Annotated in this window: 14 protein-coding genes and 1 pseudogene; 9 read left to right on the plus strand and 6 right to left on the minus strand. The window is 63.4% G+C overall.

Features of this window, described 5'->3' with window-relative positions; translation table 11 throughout:
* Window positions 1–74: 74 nt before the first annotated feature.
* On the minus strand, window positions 75–1295 hold the full coding sequence (locus tag KCTC_RS07300; RefSeq protein WP_125568160.1) for a DUF6575 domain-containing protein: 1221 nt from the start codon (window positions 1293–1295) through the stop codon (window positions 75–77).
* Between the two features lie 782 nt (window positions 1296–2077).
* Here KCTC_RS07300 and KCTC_RS07305 point away from each other — a divergent pair.
* From KCTC_RS07305 to KCTC_RS07325, 6 genes and pseudogenes are all read left to right on the plus strand, one after another.
* Window positions 2078–2335, plus strand: a complete 258-nt coding sequence (locus tag KCTC_RS07305; RefSeq protein WP_125568162.1) for a helix-turn-helix domain-containing protein — start codon at window positions 2078–2080, stop codon at window positions 2333–2335.
* Window positions 2332–2601: a hypothetical protein gene (locus tag KCTC_RS07310; RefSeq protein ID WP_125568164.1), complete on the plus strand. Its 270-nt coding sequence runs from the start codon at window positions 2332–2334 to the stop codon at window positions 2599–2601. Before KCTC_RS07305 ends, KCTC_RS07310 begins: the two co-directional genes overlap by 4 nt.
* A pseudogene (locus KCTC_RS15255) lies at window positions 2598–3110 on the plus strand (bifunctional DNA primase/polymerase); the annotation flags it as partial. The gene KCTC_RS07310 and the pseudogene KCTC_RS15255, both read left to right, overlap by 4 nt.
* A gap of 285 nt (window positions 3111–3395) precedes the next feature.
* Window positions 3396–5033, plus strand: a complete 1638-nt coding sequence (locus KCTC_RS07315) for a DNA primase family protein (RefSeq protein ID WP_231998631.1) — start codon at window positions 3396–3398, stop codon at window positions 5031–5033.
* 335 nt (window positions 5034–5368) lie between these two features.
* On the plus strand, window positions 5369–5599 hold the full coding sequence (locus tag KCTC_RS07320) for a hypothetical protein (RefSeq protein ID WP_125568168.1): 231 nt from the start codon (window positions 5369–5371) through the stop codon (window positions 5597–5599).
* Between the two features lie 255 nt (window positions 5600–5854).
* Complete coding sequence (locus tag KCTC_RS07325) at window positions 5855–7030, plus strand: site-specific integrase (RefSeq protein WP_125568170.1); 1176 nt, start codon at window positions 5855–5857, stop codon at window positions 7028–7030.
* Here the strand turns inward: KCTC_RS07325 and KCTC_RS14690 are convergent.
* Genes KCTC_RS14690 through KCTC_RS14890 form a run of 3 tightly spaced genes read right to left on the minus strand, consistent with a single transcriptional unit; the run spans window position 7027 to window position 8221 of the window.
* Window positions 7027–7191, minus strand: coding sequence for a hypothetical protein (locus tag KCTC_RS14690; RefSeq protein WP_164512521.1), 165 nt, complete (start codon window positions 7189–7191; stop codon window positions 7027–7029). The two genes, KCTC_RS07325 and KCTC_RS14690, sit on opposite strands and share 4 nt — an antisense overlap.
* Complete coding sequence (locus tag KCTC_RS07330) at window positions 7188–7538, minus strand: hypothetical protein (protein ID WP_125568172.1); 351 nt, start codon at window positions 7536–7538, stop codon at window positions 7188–7190. The genes KCTC_RS14690 and KCTC_RS07330 overlap by 4 nt, the downstream gene beginning before the upstream one ends.
* Window positions 7535–8221 carry an SHOCT domain-containing protein gene (locus KCTC_RS14890; protein WP_197715154.1) on the minus strand — a complete coding sequence of 229 codons (687 nt, stop codon included), beginning with the start codon at window positions 8219–8221 and terminating at the stop codon, window positions 7535–7537. The genes KCTC_RS07330 and KCTC_RS14890 overlap by 4 nt, the downstream gene beginning before the upstream one ends.
* 66 nt (window positions 8222–8287) lie before the next feature.
* On the opposite strand from KCTC_RS14890, the gene KCTC_RS07340 reads away from it, so the two are divergent.
* Genes KCTC_RS07340 through KCTC_RS07350 form a run of 3 tightly spaced genes read left to right on the plus strand, consistent with a single transcriptional unit; the run spans window position 8288 to window position 9908 of the window.
* The gene (locus tag KCTC_RS07340; RefSeq protein WP_125568174.1) at window positions 8288–8506 is read left to right on the plus strand and encodes a helix-turn-helix domain-containing protein; all 219 of its coding nucleotides are present in this window, start codon (window positions 8288–8290) and stop codon (window positions 8504–8506) included.
* A gap of 59 nt (window positions 8507–8565) precedes the next feature.
* Window positions 8566–9297 (plus strand): HAD family hydrolase, encoded by a 732-nt coding sequence (locus tag KCTC_RS07345; protein WP_125568177.1) that lies wholly within the window; start codon window positions 8566–8568, stop codon window positions 9295–9297.
* Complete coding sequence (locus tag KCTC_RS07350) at window positions 9294–9908, plus strand: hypothetical protein (protein ID WP_125568179.1); 615 nt, start codon at window positions 9294–9296, stop codon at window positions 9906–9908. The genes KCTC_RS07345 and KCTC_RS07350 overlap by 4 nt, the downstream gene beginning before the upstream one ends.
* On the opposite strand, the gene KCTC_RS07355 is transcribed toward KCTC_RS07350, so the two are convergent.
* Both KCTC_RS07355 and KCTC_RS07360 read right to left on the minus strand, forming a co-directional pair.
* Window positions 9884–13249 carry a Swt1 family HEPN domain-containing protein gene (locus KCTC_RS07355; RefSeq protein WP_125568181.1) on the minus strand — a complete coding sequence of 1122 codons (3366 nt, stop codon included), beginning with the start codon at window positions 13247–13249 and terminating at the stop codon, window positions 9884–9886. The genes KCTC_RS07350 and KCTC_RS07355 overlap by 25 nt on opposite strands.
* A 1-nt stretch (window position 13250) precedes the next feature.
* Window positions 13251–16004, minus strand: a complete 2754-nt coding sequence (locus KCTC_RS07360; RefSeq protein WP_125568183.1) for a DUF1156 domain-containing protein — start codon at window positions 16002–16004, stop codon at window positions 13251–13253.
* Between the last annotated feature and the right edge of the window lie 101 nt (window positions 16005–16105).

A 16105-nucleotide genomic window follows, 5' to 3' on the forward strand; every position in this document is an offset into this window, starting at 1 on the left:
GGGACAGGGGCCTCTCTGGTTGCAGCAAGTGTCGAAGCGGCGTCACGGATGTGTCACGGGCGTGGAGTCCACAGCTACTCGGCAAGCGCCGCAATTGCCAGCAGCGTGTAACGCCGGCCCGTCTCCGCGTCGTCGGCGGCAAAGTCGATTTCGACGCGAACTGTGGCGGACACAAAGGCGGTCTGACCGACGTGCAGGCCGTCGACCTGAGAGTAGGCCGCGGGCGCGACCTTGCCCGCGTACCGTTGCGCTGTCGCCAGATCAGTCAATTCAAAGGTGTGCAGTCGGGTATTGAGCCCGATTAGCGCACCTCGGCGCACGGGAATCTCCTCAACCGAAGGCTCCACCGCGTCGATTGCCGTGAGCGCTGCCACAACTTGTCGGGGCGTCATCGTTGCGGCAGAAGCTGGGCCACTCTGTGGCACTGTCACGATGCCGATTCCGCTGCCAGCTCCGTTAACCGCGCGCAGTAGGCTCGCGAATTTGTTACGGGCGCGCGCGCCGTACTGCCTCAGTGCTGCAGTTAGCTCCTCAGCGTTGGCACCGAGACCTACCAGTGTCGTTAGTCGGCTCAGCGTGGCCTCAACGAAAGGACCGCTGTCGACCATCCCGCCGCGCTTATCTGCTCCAATCACCACGGCAAATGAAGCTGCGCGAAGGCCTATCACTGACATCTGAACGTGCTCCGTGATTGCCGGGGAGATGGCCCCTCGCTCTGTCGGACGACCCTGGTGCTCCTGCGCCAATGAATCGACCGAGTCCTGGAGCGCAGCCCCGACCACACCAAGGGACCGAAGCGGGAACTCGGTTGCGTTCTCCGAATAGGCCTCCAGCTCAATCGCGGCAACAGTGCGAAGGCCTTGGACGGCAATCTCACGCAGTTCGCCCAGATCCAAAGCCGCAGCGGTCGGGGTGGGAATTGCCAATCGAGCGCCTCTGGCGGGGAGGTCCGACTCCGGGATCTCCTCAGCCGTTATGAGCCGCGCTGTCACAGAGTCTGAGCGCCCGCCGGAGTAGTGCTCGATGCGCCAAAGACACCCACGATCAGCGGCGAAGATGGCCTCGCGAAGGCTCATGTGCCCTGCTCGAACCTCGAAGTAGCGGCGAGCGCCCATGACGACGTAGATGAAGGCGAGAGAGCTCTCGCGTTCATCCTCGTCGATGCAGATTGCAATGATGCGGAGCCCAAGAACTGCAGAGCGGAGACCGAACAACTTCGGCCCGTCGTGCTCGAAGAACACCTCCTCAAGGGCGAGACGACCGTACGGGAGTGCTGCGGAGGCGTCGAGGTTCATGCGACCTGCTCCGCTACTACCGTGGTCGGGGGCACTAGGTCGTCTGTCGACGGCCACCAATCGTGGTGGCTTGGCCCGATGGGGCTCCACGTTCGAAGCGTCCGTCCGAGCGGCGGGCTCAAGTCAACGCGAGCGATGGTCTTCTTGCGCGCCCAGCCGATCAGTTCTCGTGCGGCAATCAAGTCCTCAATGTCACGGAACACCGAGTACGCGTAAGCGAAGCAGTTATCCAGCTGTTGGTACGCCGCGCTGGTCTTGTTGGCGACAGGGAGAGTCCAGCCTTCGTCCGCTGCCTGCCCGACGGACAGACCTGGACTCGTGAGGCGATAGAAGGTCCCCTGCGCTGCGGCGTGACCTAAGGGCGGGCAGCCCGGCGGGAGTCCGTGACCAGCCTGCATGGCCGCACGTTACCTCGCACGGACACCACCGTCCGGTACTTGGCACAACCGGTCGGCCGACGTCGGTGCTAGAGTTAGCACCGAAGTGCCGCGGTCGCGTGGGGCTTCAAAGCTGTAGCAGGGCTGAAGCGCCCCGGGTTGAGATCCTCTGAGGGTGAGCGACGCTCCGCCTGGTGCGGAGTTAAAGTCAAGTGGTTCTGTCTACGCTGGTTCGAGGCCGAAGACGTGTTGGACGTCGCCCGGGTGGGCGACATGAGCCGACGAAGATAGGCACAAGCTGGCGGCAGCAGCGCACCTCTCCAATGTGCTCCCGTTAGGGGACGCAGGTTCCGGCTGGTTCGAGGGATTGCGCTGCTACCCGACAGCACGGACCTGCACCCCCAGATGGACTACTCCGTCGACCTTCTCGCGTTCAAGGAACGCGAATACCTGTCGCCCGCACAGGCTGCGGCATATCTCGGCATCGCGCTCTCCGTACTGCGCGCGTACGTCAGGGAGGGCGTGCTCCCTGCCGCCCAGTTCGTACGCGGAGGGCGGATCCTCGTTCGTCGCAGCGATTGCGATGCCTTCGTTGATGCCCATCGCGTCGGGGGTTCGGCCGCGGTCGAAGCCTCCCGTCAGCATGCTGGCGGTGCGGCGTGACCACGATCGAGCACGGCACCGGAGAACGCGGCTCGGGAGACCTCGTCTTCATCGATGAGGAGTCCGGCCTCACTCGGATGATCGATGTCCGGAAAATTCAGGGCGTCCGCTATTGGTTCCACGACGGTTGTTTCGAAGGCATGGTCATCGAGTTCGGTGACTGCGACGGCGAACTCGACTCGTTCATGTGCGAAGGAATCCACTCGATTGTCGAGATGACGGACGCGGCATGGGATGAGATCCATCCGATCGAGGTGAAGGGATGACCTCGAAGCGGAAGATTGCGGAGAGGGACCGCGGGCTTGGGTGGGAAGTCATCCCTGTCGTGCCCGGCGGAAAGTCTCCTACCGCGTCGGCGGTCGGTCGCACCGGCCACGCAGGCGTTGCAGCGACCGATGAGGAGTTCGCCGCATGGTGCGAGAACGACTGGTGTGAAGAGTTTGAGGAATCAGCCGCCAATGTTGCTAGGCGTCTGGCCGACACCTTGATCGTGATCGACGTCGACAACATGAAGGGGAAGCTCGGCGGCAAGTACTTGGCCATCCTCGAAAAGACGCTGGGTGTCCTTCCGCGGACCTACAAGGTGACGCGCTACAGCCCCGACGACGTCCATGGGCACCTGTACTTCCGGGTGCCGGGCGGGCGCCGGTGGTTGAGCACGGTTCAGAACAAGTACGACGGCAGGACCGTGTCGTTTAACATCGACATCCGCTCGCGTGGGGTCAGTTACGTCCTGGCACCCGGGTCGACGATCGACGCAACCACCTACGTCGCGTACGACCAGCGCTCTGGGATGCCTGCGTACGACGTGGGGCCGGACTCTAAGGTGATCGCCGACCTTCCGCAGCCGTGGATCGAGTACCTCTCGCGTGGACGTATCTCGGACCGGCCGCCGGCCGCCGCCGACTCGTCGGCGTCACTGTCGGAGTGGGTCGAATTGGTGCGGCCCGGGAAGCAGTCGTCGCGCGTCGAAGCCGTCGTAGCCGGCTTTCGTCAGTCAGTCGCGACAGGGGGTTCGGTTCATGAACTGATGGTTCCGGTCACGGCGAAGCTCGTGGCGATGGCCGCACAGAACGAACCCGGTGTCGTCTCTGCGCTGGAACAGATCAAGTCGGAATTCATTCGGGCCCTTCCCGCGCATCGGGCGCGTGGCTGGACGGATGCACGGTCCGTCGCCGAGTTTGATCGTGCGGTTCTTGGGGCGATCCAGAAGTACGGCAACCTCCCGCAACTGCGGGCCTTGAGCGAGAACAGGTATCGGCTGCCGGACATTGAAGTGGCGCTGCCCGACGGACAGCAGCCCGGTGAATTCACGGACGCCGCGCTCGCGCCGCGCATCGCCCGTGAGCTCTCTGACCTCGGATCGCCTGTGGCATGGAACTCCGGCCTGGGCTGGTTGCAGTGGACCGGCAAGAAGTGGCTCACCTGCGATGTCGCGTCTGTCACCGAGTCGGTGCGCAGGCATGTGCAGGAGTGGTTCGGTCGGGAAGTGAACGCTGGCTTCATCGAGAAGGACCGTTTCGCCGCCCTTCGGGCCATCCAGGCACGCGGGCGTATCAACGCAGTCGTGGCGTTGATGCAGGGTCACGTGGAGCGCGAGCAGGAGGCATTCGATCGCCACCTCGATCTCCTGAACGCACAGAACGGAGTAGTTGATCTTCGTACTGGTGAGGTCAAACCGCACGATCCCGAGTACGGATTCACCCGCATCACCGCGGTCGACTACAACCCGGCCAGCGCTGGAACCAGCGCCGACTGGGCGTTGGCAAAGGAGGCGCTCCCCGAGCTGGAGCGCGAATACCTGCTCGCGCGCTTGGGGCAGGCCGTCACGGGCTATCCGCCCGACGACGACCGGTTGATCTTCCTTGTCGGCGGTGGCGCCAACGGTAAGACGACCCTCATGAAGCCCGTGATTGAAGCGTTGGGCGAGTTCGCTGGGGTTGCTCGCCAGGAGATTCTGATCTCGAGCAGCGGGCAGCATCCTGAAGTCTTCATGGATCTGTTCGGTCGTCGCGTCATGCTCCTCGACGAAACCGCCGAGGGAAGGCTCGATTCACTTCGCCTCAAGCGCCTCGTCGGGACGGAGAAGATGACCGGACGTCACATGTATCGGTCTGCGATCGTGTGGGATCCGACTCACGCCATCTTGGTCGCATCCAACCACCTGGCTGAGATTCCTGATTCCGATCGTGGGACCTGGCGGCGGCTGCTCCTGATCAAGTTCCCATTCGTTTTTGGTGGGAACGAGGACGTCCATGGTGATTTGGCGCGGCCGATTGACGTCAACCTTCGGCATCGCTTGAACAGCACGGTCGTGCGCGAGGCCGTCGTCGCTGAACTGGTCCAGCACGCGATGAACTGGTTCGCCTCAGGAATGAGGCTGCCCGCACCGCCTACGCCGGTCCTGCGGGAGACGCACGCCTGGCGTGACGAGTCCGATCTCGTCGGCCAGTTCGCGGCTGACTGTCTGGTCGCCGATCCTGGCGAAGGGGTGGCACTTAGTCGGGTGACGGCGGCATACAACGCATGGGCCGCCGGTCGTGGTCACGCGGAGATCAGCCAGACCATGCTGAAGAAGCGGCTGATCAGCCATGAGCGCCTGCCCGAAGGGCTGAAGTTCGTCGAGCAGCGCAAGCGGCTTGCCGGCAACAGGAACCCGATTGCGGCCTGGGTCGGAGTTCGTCTCTCGCAGGGCTGACGGCTGTGCCGGGTGTGCTCGCTCGGATTGAAACCTCTCCGAGACCACGTACTTCGAGAACTCCTTCAATCGGCGAGCACACCCGGCACACCACCGCTATTTCGCCTGTCCCCATGGAGTGATTCGCCGTTCCAAGAGGACCGGGGCCTCTACGCGACTTGAATCGCGCAATTTCGTCAACAACACGCGAAGGGAGCAAGCCGATGGCAAAGGCTCTGATCACCTGCAAAGCACGGTCGAAGCAGACCGGGAAGCGGTGCGGCCGTCACCCGGTGCCGTTCTCGTTGGAAGCAGGAAGTCCCCTATGCCACATCCACGGCGGTTGGGCTCCGTCGATGGTCATCAAGACCGACGCGGCGTTTGACCACTACCTGCGCTTCGGCGCCGAGCACTGGGAACCGCCGTGGCTTCGCAACACGAAGATTCGAGCAAAGCTGCGGAGCGACGACCGTCGTAGTGCACGTTGGCTGAAGAAGCATGCGCCGGAGTTGGCGGCCGGCGCAAAGGCGCTTCCACCCATCCCGTACGTGGAGGCCGAAGAGTGGGATTGGTCCGATGTCTGGTGACATTCGCACGCTCAGGGTCGTGACACCGAAGGCTACGCACTGCTCTGACCAGCCCTTTCGCAGCGCTGTCGTCCGACTTCCTGTCGGAAGACTTATAAGTCTCATTTCTGGTAAAATCGCGCTCGCGAACGGCGGTCGTCCTGAGCTGTCGGCGATCCGTGCAGAACCCGGAGCAGACCGGTTGATCGCAGCTCACCACTCAGTCCACGAACCGAGGCCCTTCGCGACTCTTCACCTCCTCGAAGGGAGTTACTCATGACCCGCGTACTCACACCGAAGGCACACGAACCGATCCGGCTGGTCGAGGCAGTTTCTGGCCCCCGGTACCGGGTCGTCATAGACACGGCACCCAAGGGAGTCCCGCGAAAGCAGGTCAGTAGGAACTTCACCTCCTTGCCTGAAGCCCGCGCCTTTGTTCGGAAGACGCGCGAGGAACTCGCCAACGGAAGCTTCACCAAGCCCGCCAAGACCACCGTCAACGAACTGTGCGAGGAGTGGGTGCAGTCGAGGCGGGACGTGCGGGCGAAGACCGCCCGGGGCTACCGCGACGCCCTCGGCCCCGTCCGCGCGCGTCTCGGCAATCGTCCTGCCCAATCCCTTCAGCCGAAGGACGTCGAGGATCTCGTCGATTGGTTGGGAAGCGCCGGCCGCGATGGTCAGCCGTATGCGCAGCGCACGATCGCCCTCACCCTCGGAACGCTGAAGCAAGTCCTCAACTACGGCGTCCGGACCGGCACCCTGCGCTCGAACGCGGCTGACGGGGTGAAGCCTCCTCGGCGAACAAAGCGGGATCAAAAGCGGATCGTTCCTTGGGACCGCGATGAGCTGATGGCCTTCCGGGCCGCGGCCGATGACGACGAGTACGCCGCCGCCTGGCGCCTCACGCTGTGCGGTCTCCGTCGGTCTGAGATCCTCGGGCTCTCCTGGGACGACATCGACTTGGATGTCGGCACCGTTCACGTCGGCTGGTCGCGCGTCGTCGTCGCCAGCGGCGAGACTGCACGAGACGACACGAAGAGCGCAGCCAGCGAGCGGACGGTCTATGTCGACGAGCTCCATCCCGGCACGAGCCGCCTGCTGCGGGGTCTCCGCCGGCAACAGCGCGAAGACGCCCTCGAGTTCAGGGGCACTTATGCCAATGACAGCCGCTTGGCCGTGGTGGACCGGCTCGGCAAGGCGATGTATCCGGACGTGTACAGCGCTCGCTTTCGTGCGCTGTGCGAGAAGGCAGACGTGCCCAGGATCGGCATCCACACCGTTCGCCACTCGGTGGCGCGCATCATGCACTTGGCCGGCGTCGCTCCTGCAGATGCCGCGGCACTCCTCGGCCACACATTGGCGGTGCATCTGAACGTGTACGTGACTCGCACCGAACGCGGCGCACAAGCCGCGGGCGCGGCACTGGGAGCGGCGCTCTCCGCCGCAAACTAGGCCCGAGAGATTCCCAGCACCTCCAGGCTGAAGAGCGCCGAGGGATCTCCAGACGCCGCCCGTCGCCTAAGTTCCGCGGCGGCGCCCGCGTGCCCGTTGGCGGCAGCAGTGAACAACTCACGCTGATCCGCGGCGATCGGATCGAGGTCCTCGACCGTCATGACTCGTCCTCCGGCGCCGAGCGGTACACCTCGTCGGCGTACTGGGGGGTGGAGTACCACTCGGTCTCGCCGTTGTACCGGATGACGATGAAACAACCATCGAGATCCGAACCGCTGTTCGACGCGGCGTAGAAGCACCATCCACCGCCACTTGCAGGGAGGCCCTCGTCGTCATCCACCGTGAGGTCGCCCGCCTCGGCGGCTTGCTGCGCGAAAGCCCGAGCCCGCCTCGCTCTGTCGTGGTCAGCGACATTGACCTCAGTACCGTCAGCACGTCGCACAACGATCCCGACCACGTCGTCGTCACTAGTGGTGAACTTGTCACTCGTCGACCAGTCATTCGTCACGCGTCTACTCCTGCGGCATCGAGCCTGAGCACCTGTCGCTTCTTCGCCGCGAACTCGTCGTCCGTAAGGATTCCGCGCTGATGTAGGTCCGCGAGTTGAGTCAAGGCGGCAACATCCGTATCCGCACCACGGGCGGGCGCCGACACCTCGGTGGGGGCAGATCGCTGATCGTAGGGAGCAACGACCTGCGCACACGCCTCGATGTACTCAGCCAATGTGATGTGACGCAGATCCACCTGTGAGCCGAGCGCCCTCACCTCGGCCAGCATTGCCCGAAACTCTTCCTGCCCTATGACGAGGTCCTGGAAAAGAGACTGAATTCGGGCAAACGTGGGCTCGCCCGCCTTCGACAGCGGCTCCTTGAGTGGCTTACGGACGTGCACCGGCGCAGGCGTGCGCTCGGCTACCGGAACGCCGCGGCGGGTCTTGGCGCCGGGTTGTTTCGGCTCACGGTCGCCTCGCCACCACGTGTAGCCGACGATCAGCAGAGCGAGCCAACCGATTTCGGCCACCGCAGCCAGGACGGCGTGCCCGGTGGTCCAGTGCGCACCGCTCTTCGGCCCGAAGACCGCAATGGGCCACCCGAAGAACAAGATCACGGCCCCGCCGACGAGCAGGAACTTCAGGAACCACCCGAAGCTGCGCACTGCGGCCTTCTCGACTTGGTACTCCAGGTAGCCCACGCATCGCCTCCGCTACTTATAAGTCTGTAGACCTAAGAGTAGCGCCGCGGAAGCGTCGGCGTCGCTATGTATGTCCTCCAACAGCGCCTCGGGCACAACCTGCGGCGTTACCGCGAGGCGCAAGGCCTTTCCCAGGAAAAGTTCGCCGACCAACTCGGCTGGCATAGGACGTACGTCGGCGGGATCGAGCGTGGAACGCGGAATCTGTCGCTTCAGGCCCTTGAGGACCTGGCAGGGAAGCTCGGCGTCGATCCGCTCGTACTCCTTCGCCCCTCGTCCGATTGACCTGCCCTCACCAGCACCTTGCGAGCAAAATGTCGGTGCTGCCCCATACGGTCTAGTACATGACGAAGCAGGCACTCATCGTCTTCGACGCAGACGACACACTTTGGGCGACTGAAGTGCTGTACGACCGTGCCCGTTCAGAAATTGCGCGGCTCGTGGAATGGGCCGGACTCGATCCGCTGCAGTGGGACCGGGATTGTCGGCGACTCGACCTCGAACGCGTCCAGAGGAGTGGCTTTGCGTGGCATCGCTTTCCTGGTTCGTGTGCACTTGCCGTGCTGGCGCAGCACAGGGCACGTCGCCTGCGGACAATCGGCCTCGCACTGCTCGTCATTGCCATCGCTATGCGGGTTTTTTTGCGGCGCGCACAGGTGGATCCTGCTGCCCGCACGGTTCTGGCGAGCCTCAGTGACCAAGCTGATCTAGTGCTCGCAACCAAGGGACAAAGGTGGATTCAGCGGCGCCGAATCCGCGCATCGGGACTACGGGAGTCGTTCACGATGTGTCTCATCGTCGATGACAAGGACTCCTCAACTTTTGCCGCAATCGCCGCCCGGTATCCGGATCACCCCGTGCGTATCTCGGTCGGGAACAGCCCAGCCTCCGACCTCCTGCCCGCGCAGGCCGTTGGGTACTTAACCGTTCTCGTTGAGTCGCACGCATGGACCCACGAGACCCGATCCGGCGCACTCGACGTCTCGCCGACGGCCATCGCGTCTAGCCTTGCCTCCGTGGAACCCATCGCACTCGATCTCGTTGCCGAGCCCACGATGTCGCTCGTTTCGGCATGAGCTCGTCTAAGAACACGGTCGATGTCACCGGTCTGTCGTTCGTCGATCTGCTGTTCGCGCTCGCGGTGTCTGAGTACCTCACCGTCATCGACAATCGCACGCTCAGTGCCGTCGATTGGTGGCATGTCGGCGTCGGGGGGACCCTCACGATTGGCAGTTGGATCGGCTTCCACAACAGTCGGTTCCGGACGACGACGCGGATCGAATTCTTCAACCGCGCACTGTTCGCGACTCTGATCGACATCGCGCTTGTCGTCATCTACTGGCTGCTCCCGTCCAAATGGATCGGCGGAACCAACGGGATCCCGCGCACGCCCGACGCTGTCGGTGTCGCTGTCTTGGTCGGACTAGCGTTCCTTCTCTACAGCGCTTGGGATGCCCTGAGCCGACGACCGAGCGACGCCCGAAGGCACAAGACGCGTCGTGCGGTGACGTACGCATTCACTGCAGCGAGCATCGCGATCGCTGCCGGCGTAATGCTCTGGAGTCCGACCGCGCCCTGCAAGGTGATCGGCGTCGATGTCGCCCTGATCTGTCTACTGCTCGGCTATCGCTGGACAAAGGACGCTGTCCGCGCTCGGACGGCTCAAGCCTCCTCGAATCCGGACTGATCGAACTTCAGCGTCCGCGCGTTCTCTGAGACGGTCCGCACGCGACTCTCGCTGAACCCTTCCGAGTCGACTGCCTCGATTTCGATACGAACCGTGACTTTCGTGTTCTCGCCCGAACGGAGATGGGAAAGCACCTCGTCCGACAGGTTCTTGAAGTCGAGCGCAACCTTGTCCGAGTTGAGCGTCTTGGTTCCAAAGAATCGCGTCTTCGGCTTGGTGAAGCCGATGTCGATCTTCGGGGTATTCGAGTTGCCGGTTTCGCTTCCGCCATGCTCCGCGATATGAGCCGCAAGCTGAGCCTCGGGAGTCGAAGCCGGTCCTGGCTCCTCTAGACGCTGCTTCTGCGCGACGTCGGGACGGACCAACAGCAACGCATCGCTCGCGACCGGAGCTGACTCCTTGTCGTCCGGAGTCCAGAGACCCACATACCGACCGGCGGACTCGTCGTAGCTCGCGGCCAGAGCGAAGGCATCCGTTTGCCAGATCATTGGAAGGTCGTAGATGCCGTCGTTGAGCACGGAGCGATCCCGGAGCCGTGGCATGTAGGGATACTGCGAGTACAGCCCCCACAGAGCCCCGAGCGCTACGTGGCCGTCTTTCCAGATCTGCGGAACCTTGCCGATCGCCAACCGGATGGTGGCCGCCGCCTGGCGGGTGGAGAGGTCACCATCGTTCCCCAGACGCTTCGATACCCGGTCCGCCAGCGACTCGGACTGACCTTCGACCTTGGTCTCGCGGGTGACGAACGGAGCCCCGGGGTCTGGTTGCGCCGGCACCAAAGCCCAGGTGAACGTCTGTAGCAATCGGGAGTGGACCGTCCGATCGGCTTGAGTCGCTCGGTGTGACGCCTGATTCTTTTGGTTTTGAGTCAGGTCGAGATCGACGCTCTCCAATACGTGCTTCCAGCCGAGGTACTCCCGCGCCGCGTTGTCGAGCTCTTCGAGGCGGGCTTCATCTGCAGCCAGGTAGACCAGCGCATTCCGGTGCGTACGGTTTGAGCTGCCGCGATGCTCAGTGGCCTTGTGGGCAAACTCCTTGGCGGCGGACTCGGCTCCGCGCTTGTGAGCAACCTTGGGGTGCAGGATGACGAGACGAGCCTCATCCGTGTCCGGGATGTCGGCGTTGGACTCAGGGCAGACGTGTACGCCGGCGAAGTCGCCTCGCCTGCGGCCTTGGTCCTGAAGTCGTCGAACGATCTCGGCCCAGACGTCCTCCTTGTGCAGGCGCTCGGCCTGGTCCTTCGCTGTACGGGTGATGTTGGGCTGGACGTCGTACCAGTATTTCCCGGACCCCGAGTAGAAGTAGGTCGCGCGGTCGCCCAGCTGAGTCAGCGCGGAATGGAAGTTGCCGGGGACGTCGCCCGGGATCGCCGTCCCGAGGAACACACGCTGAGTGCCGATGCCCTTGTGAACTGAGCCTGGCGCGATCGTGGGCGCTGCCCCGAAGAACACCGTGCGGGCGAGACGCTTGGTGAGCGCGCGTTGCCCAAACAACGGCTTCTCCTTGTCGATACGTGCCGGCTCGGAGTTGGAGCCGTCGACGTCGGCGTCGATGATCGCCTTCCATGAGTCCTGGAGGTACTGAGTGAGCTCGGAGTTCACGTTCGAGGTGGCCAGCGGGATCGAGGCAGGCATGATCATCGGCGACTGGTCCTCGCCGGTCCACAAGGCGTGGATGACAGTGCTCATCAGGCGAAGGACGCCTCGGGTTCGCTGGAAGCGTTCCAGCGATGACCACTCCTCGTAGAGGGTGTCGAACAGTTCCGGGTGGATCGGGTAGGTCCGCTTGATCCGGTCCTCGTACGCACTATCGCGGGCTTCGCGCGGGAAGTCGTCGGAAAACTTGCGATACATCTCGACATACGCCTTGGCGGTCGCGCCGATGGCGGCGAGTGCGGCTGCGTCGGGCTGCTTAAACAGTCGCTGCTTGACGATGTGATATGCCTCGTCGGACGACGCGGGACGCCACTGGTCGGCGACACGGCGCACGACGTTCTGGAGCCGCTTGAGTGCTTCGAGGCCGTTCTGACCGCCCACCTCCTCGGCGTTGCCAACGGCGATCTTGTCGTTCGCGTCTCCGGTCTCCGATGCCGGGATCGAGATAGCGAGCAGGACACCCTTGGTGCCCTTGGCAGCCTCGGTCAAGGACTGGGCGAATGTGAACTGGTCGTCGAAGGTGCCGCCCGCCAGGTCGTCACGCCCGACGAGCGAACGCGCGTAGGCAACCCACTCGTCGATGAGGATGACGGCAGGCGCGTACTTCGCCAGAAGCTCGTGAAGAGCGTCGCCTGGGTGCGTCCGGTCTCGATCGGACTTCGCCACAACCGCATAGGCCTCGGGACCACCGAGCTGCCATGCGAGTTCACCCCAGATGGTGTTGACCTGAGTGCCGTCGTCCTTCGTCGCGCCGGACGGACTGAAGTGGTTGCCGACGATGGCGACCCGGTTGACCTTGGTGCCGGAGTAACCGTTGGCGGTGAGGAGTTCCTGGGTCTCCTGAGGGAAGTTGCCAACTGGAAGACCGGCGGCGACGTGCCAGAGAGAGAGCATCGAGTGGGTCTTGCCACCACCGAAGTTGGTCTGCAGGTTGATGACGGGCGAGGCGTTGTCGTCGCCGGCGAGGCGACGGACGGCCCGGCCGATGAGGTCACGCAGACCTTCAGTCAGGTAGGTGCGCCGGAAGAACTCGACCGGGTCAGCGTAATCGGCGTCGACCTCCCCGCCGGTCGCGACCTTGTAGAGGTCTGCGGCGAACTCGGAGGCGTGGAAGTTGCCTGTAGCGACGTCGTCGTGGGGCTGGAGCACCTCGCGCCATGGGCGCAGGCCTGCGGCCTCGGGGTTGTCGACGGCAGCCTTGAGGACCTTCTTGTCGTCCTTGTCGGCAGTCACCCGGCGGAGGTTCAGCCGAATGCCTCGGACCTCATCCGCCTCCTTGGCAGCACCAATCAGCTTGAGAAGCCGTTCACCGGTGTCGAGGGCGCGGTACGCGTCGTCGTCAGTGAAAGTCTTGTTATGTGCCCACTCGTTGCGCACCTCGCGCAGCTCGCTGGCAAACGTCTCGCCCGCGCGCCCGATCGCCTGGTTGAACGGGTACCAGCCCGGCTTGAACCCGGCTGTGATGTTGCCTTCGGTCAGAATCCTGAACTGCACTTGCGGATCGAGCGCGTCGTACAACTTCGTCGGTGCGGCCCCGTTCTTGCTGTCCTTCGCCTGGACAAGCTTGGTCCAGACGGCACCGAGCGACGGGTCTCCCTGGCCAACGACGGTCGCGATGAAGTCATCGAGCGCCGGAGCCAACACTTGGAACATGCGGTCGATGCGGTCGCGGTTGCTCAGTGCCATGTCAGTCGTCTTCCCCTTCGAAGTCGAATGCGCCCTGTTGCGCGGGCGGCCTCTTCGCCGACCGTGCAACCTCAAGGATCTCGGGCCAAGTCGTGACCAGTGTGTTGAAGTTGAGCGCATCCTTCGTCCACCCGTTGCCCTCAGCGATGCGGAACAGGAGGTGCGCGAGTTCCTTAACCAGGTCGGCGTCAACGGCACCATCCGGACGAGTCAGCGCGGCCTGGAGGAAGTCACCCGCCGGCGCGATGCCGTCACGCTCCAGGACCTTGATCAGATGGTGCAGGGCTTCCCAGTTGCTGGTGTGCAGATCCTTGAGGACGTCGTAGTCCCACGAGAGTTGGGACGACTTGATGAGCTGTACGTTGCCCGCACGACTGGTGAGGATCTCATCGCGATCCATGGTGTCCACACTCGTGTTGCGGGCGCGAGCGAGGTTGTCCGCGTCCCCGAACTTGCCGACTCCGTAGCCGTGCTGTCGGTACCACGCAATCGCAAAACGAGTCGTCGGGTCGAAGTCACCCTCCTGCTCATTCAGCACCTGGTCGAGAATCTCGTTGATCCGCGTTAGCGCGGAACGAACCGTCATCTTCGTACCGTCTGGCTCGAGAACGGCGCCGTAGCGGCTGAACACGGCCATCCCAGGGCCGATGGCCGCCTGAGGGAGGTCGACAGGGGCGATCTGGCCCTGCTGCAGCTTTCTCAGTGCATCTGGCAGCTCAGCTTCGAGGGCTGCGATGAATCCCCTTCGGTCGGCGGTAGGCGCCGAGGGGCGACGTGGACGCAGTGACAGCACGATAGATGACGCCAGTGCATTACGACCGCTCGCAATCATTCGGTTGCTCAACTCGGAGCGATTGGGCCAGGTCGAGGTGATTTCCCAACCTGACCGAATCATGCCTTCAAGCAGGGTTTCCCAACCGGTGGATGCGTCGCCATGCTCATCGCCGTCAGACTGCTTGAACGCATACCAGACGGTGATCGGGAACTGCTGACTTGCGCTCTCCCGGGCATGTGCGAAGACCTTGCGGAAACCGTCCTCAAAGAACGCCTTAGCCTCGTTCTTCCCGTGACGATATGGATTCGCAACGAGTTCCTCTGCCTTGGGGACAAGCATTGTTGCGAGCAGCTCAGGGTAGATGGGGCGAAGCGAGCGTCGGAGCCAAACGTAGAAGAAGTCCGAGAGGTCCGAATAGCCGATGTTGTCGTAGTACGGCGGGTCCGTACTAATGACCAATCCGTCATAGCTACGAGCAGACGCGTCAGCTTGCTGAACCACGCCACGAGGGCCGCCGGTATCGGTGATTGCTTTGGCCAGATTGCCCAGACTGACTTCGAATGACCCCGCCGCCTTTCCAAATGGGCGTGTTTCGGCGAAGTCCCACAACATTGGGATGGCCTGACGTCCGAAGAGGTTGCGGACCTGCTCCTTCGTGTTTTCCCAACGGCACAACGCGTTCGAAATGTCCGTCATACGGCTAACGCCCAGGCCGAGGTAGGTCGCAACAGCATTCGCATATATTTCAGAACCGCCATCGCAGATGACCTTGGCACGAGCCTCAAGGACCAGGTCACTGAAGGCGGTCAACACCACGAGCTGGCGTCGTGTGAACAGGTCAGAGAACTCCGTGAGACCGTACGTCGGCGCCTTCAGATCCCGAGGGTAGTAGCCCAGCGATCCTCCGATGGTGTCTGCCGGTATCTCAACCTCCGCCGCCGCGATCTGTTCAGCCGTTGGCGCAAGATACGCGCGTCGTCGCCCACCATCAGCAACAACCGCCATCATGGAAGCACCGATGCGCTTCGCGCGGCCTTCGTCGCGGATGAATGCCAGCTTCACCGACGTTCCGCAGGCAATGCATGTGGCCCCCGTTCGGCCAACCGTGCCGAGATCGACATTGGCGGGCAGCTTCTGCAGGTCGCGGCCGATCTCGAAGACGACCCGCTGGCCCGCAGGATCATTTGAATCCTGAACAACAGACGCAAGAATGAACGCTTCATTCCCCGTGCGCTTGGAGAGCCACCAAGAGCGCACGAGTGGCATGGCGATACCGCAGGCGGGGTTGGGACAGCGGACCGTCCGCGCCCAGACCCAAGCCACCACCGGCGCCTCTCCACCCCCTGGCATCTTCGCTGCCGGGTAGAGCGAAGCGACCCCGCGTTCGACCTCGCTACTCATCCACGAGCCATACGCACGGACGTCGGCTGCAAGCCCCGCGGCACCGCGCCAGCCACCGATCTCCGACTCCGCAACTCCGGGGAAGACAGGCGGGTGGTTCCGCACATCTACGGGGATCTCGATAAGCGCCTTGTTGATCAGGACTGCAACTGGGTTCAGATCGGATGCATGCGCCTCTAGGCCGAGGCGCTGCGCCTCGAGCGGGATCGTCCCGCCGCCTGCGAACGGATCGAGGATCCGCGGCGGGTGCCCGCCTGTCGACCGGAGAATTTCAGCGTTCGCCTCGGCTAGAAGCGTTTCATCACGGATATTCTCCCAGACCACGAGCCGTTCGATCAGCACGTGCAGCCGATCGCGCTCCTTGCGCTGAAGTTCCTCGGTCGGGAACTCCTCCGGCCGAGCACTCGGGTCGTCAACCAACTGCGCGAACAGAACCGCCCGTGCAGCAGCCAGGGGCCGGCGCGCCCACCACAGGTGCAGCGTCGACGGGTGGCCGTGCCGGATCGACTTCTCGCGAGCTGACTCGCGGTTGATCGCTTCCAGCGGCAAAGCCACCTCGATCAGCTTGCGCTTGTGCACTTGTTCCTCGACCCTCCGCGCCCGAGGTGACGGGCGAACCTCACCGACGATGCGGCGTGTGATGTGTGCATGAACTTACCGGTGACGTCCGACGCTTTGAG

It is taken from the genome of Nocardioides baekrokdamisoli (genome assembly GCF_003945325.1).
GTDB lineage: Bacteria > Actinomycetota > Actinomycetes > Propionibacteriales > Nocardioidaceae > Nocardioides > Nocardioides baekrokdamisoli.

What these genes read in the sequence shown, in the direction of transcription:
- KCTC_RS07300 (WP_125568160.1), bottom strand. Translation starts at nt 1,295, where the DNA reads ATGAACCTCGACGCCTCCGCAGCACTCCCGTACGGTCGTCTCGCCCTT.
- KCTC_RS07305 (WP_125568162.1), top strand. Translation starts at nt 2,078, where the DNA reads ATGGACTACTCCGTCGACCTTCTCGCGTTCAAGGAACGCGAATACCTG.
- KCTC_RS07315 (WP_231998631.1), top strand. Translation starts at nt 3,396, where the DNA reads ATGGCCGCACAGAACGAACCCGGTGTCGTCTCTGCGCTGGAACAGATC.
- KCTC_RS07320 (WP_125568168.1), top strand. Translation starts at nt 5,369, where the DNA reads ATGGTCATCAAGACCGACGCGGCGTTTGACCACTACCTGCGCTTCGGC.
- KCTC_RS07325 (WP_125568170.1), top strand. Translation starts at nt 5,855, where the DNA reads ATGACCCGCGTACTCACACCGAAGGCACACGAACCGATCCGGCTGGTC.
- KCTC_RS14690 (WP_164512521.1), bottom strand. Translation starts at nt 7,191, where the DNA reads ATGACGGTCGAGGACCTCGATCCGATCGCCGCGGATCAGCGTGAGTTG.
- KCTC_RS07340 (WP_125568174.1), top strand. Translation starts at nt 8,288, where the DNA reads ATGTATGTCCTCCAACAGCGCCTCGGGCACAACCTGCGGCGTTACCGC.
- KCTC_RS07345 (WP_125568177.1), top strand. Translation starts at nt 8,566, where the DNA reads ATGACGAAGCAGGCACTCATCGTCTTCGACGCAGACGACACACTTTGG.
- KCTC_RS07350 (WP_125568179.1), top strand. Translation starts at nt 9,294, where the DNA reads ATGAGCTCGTCTAAGAACACGGTCGATGTCACCGGTCTGTCGTTCGTC.
- KCTC_RS07355 (WP_125568181.1), bottom strand. Translation starts at nt 13,249, where the DNA reads ATGGCACTGAGCAACCGCGACCGCATCGACCGCATGTTCCAAGTGTTG.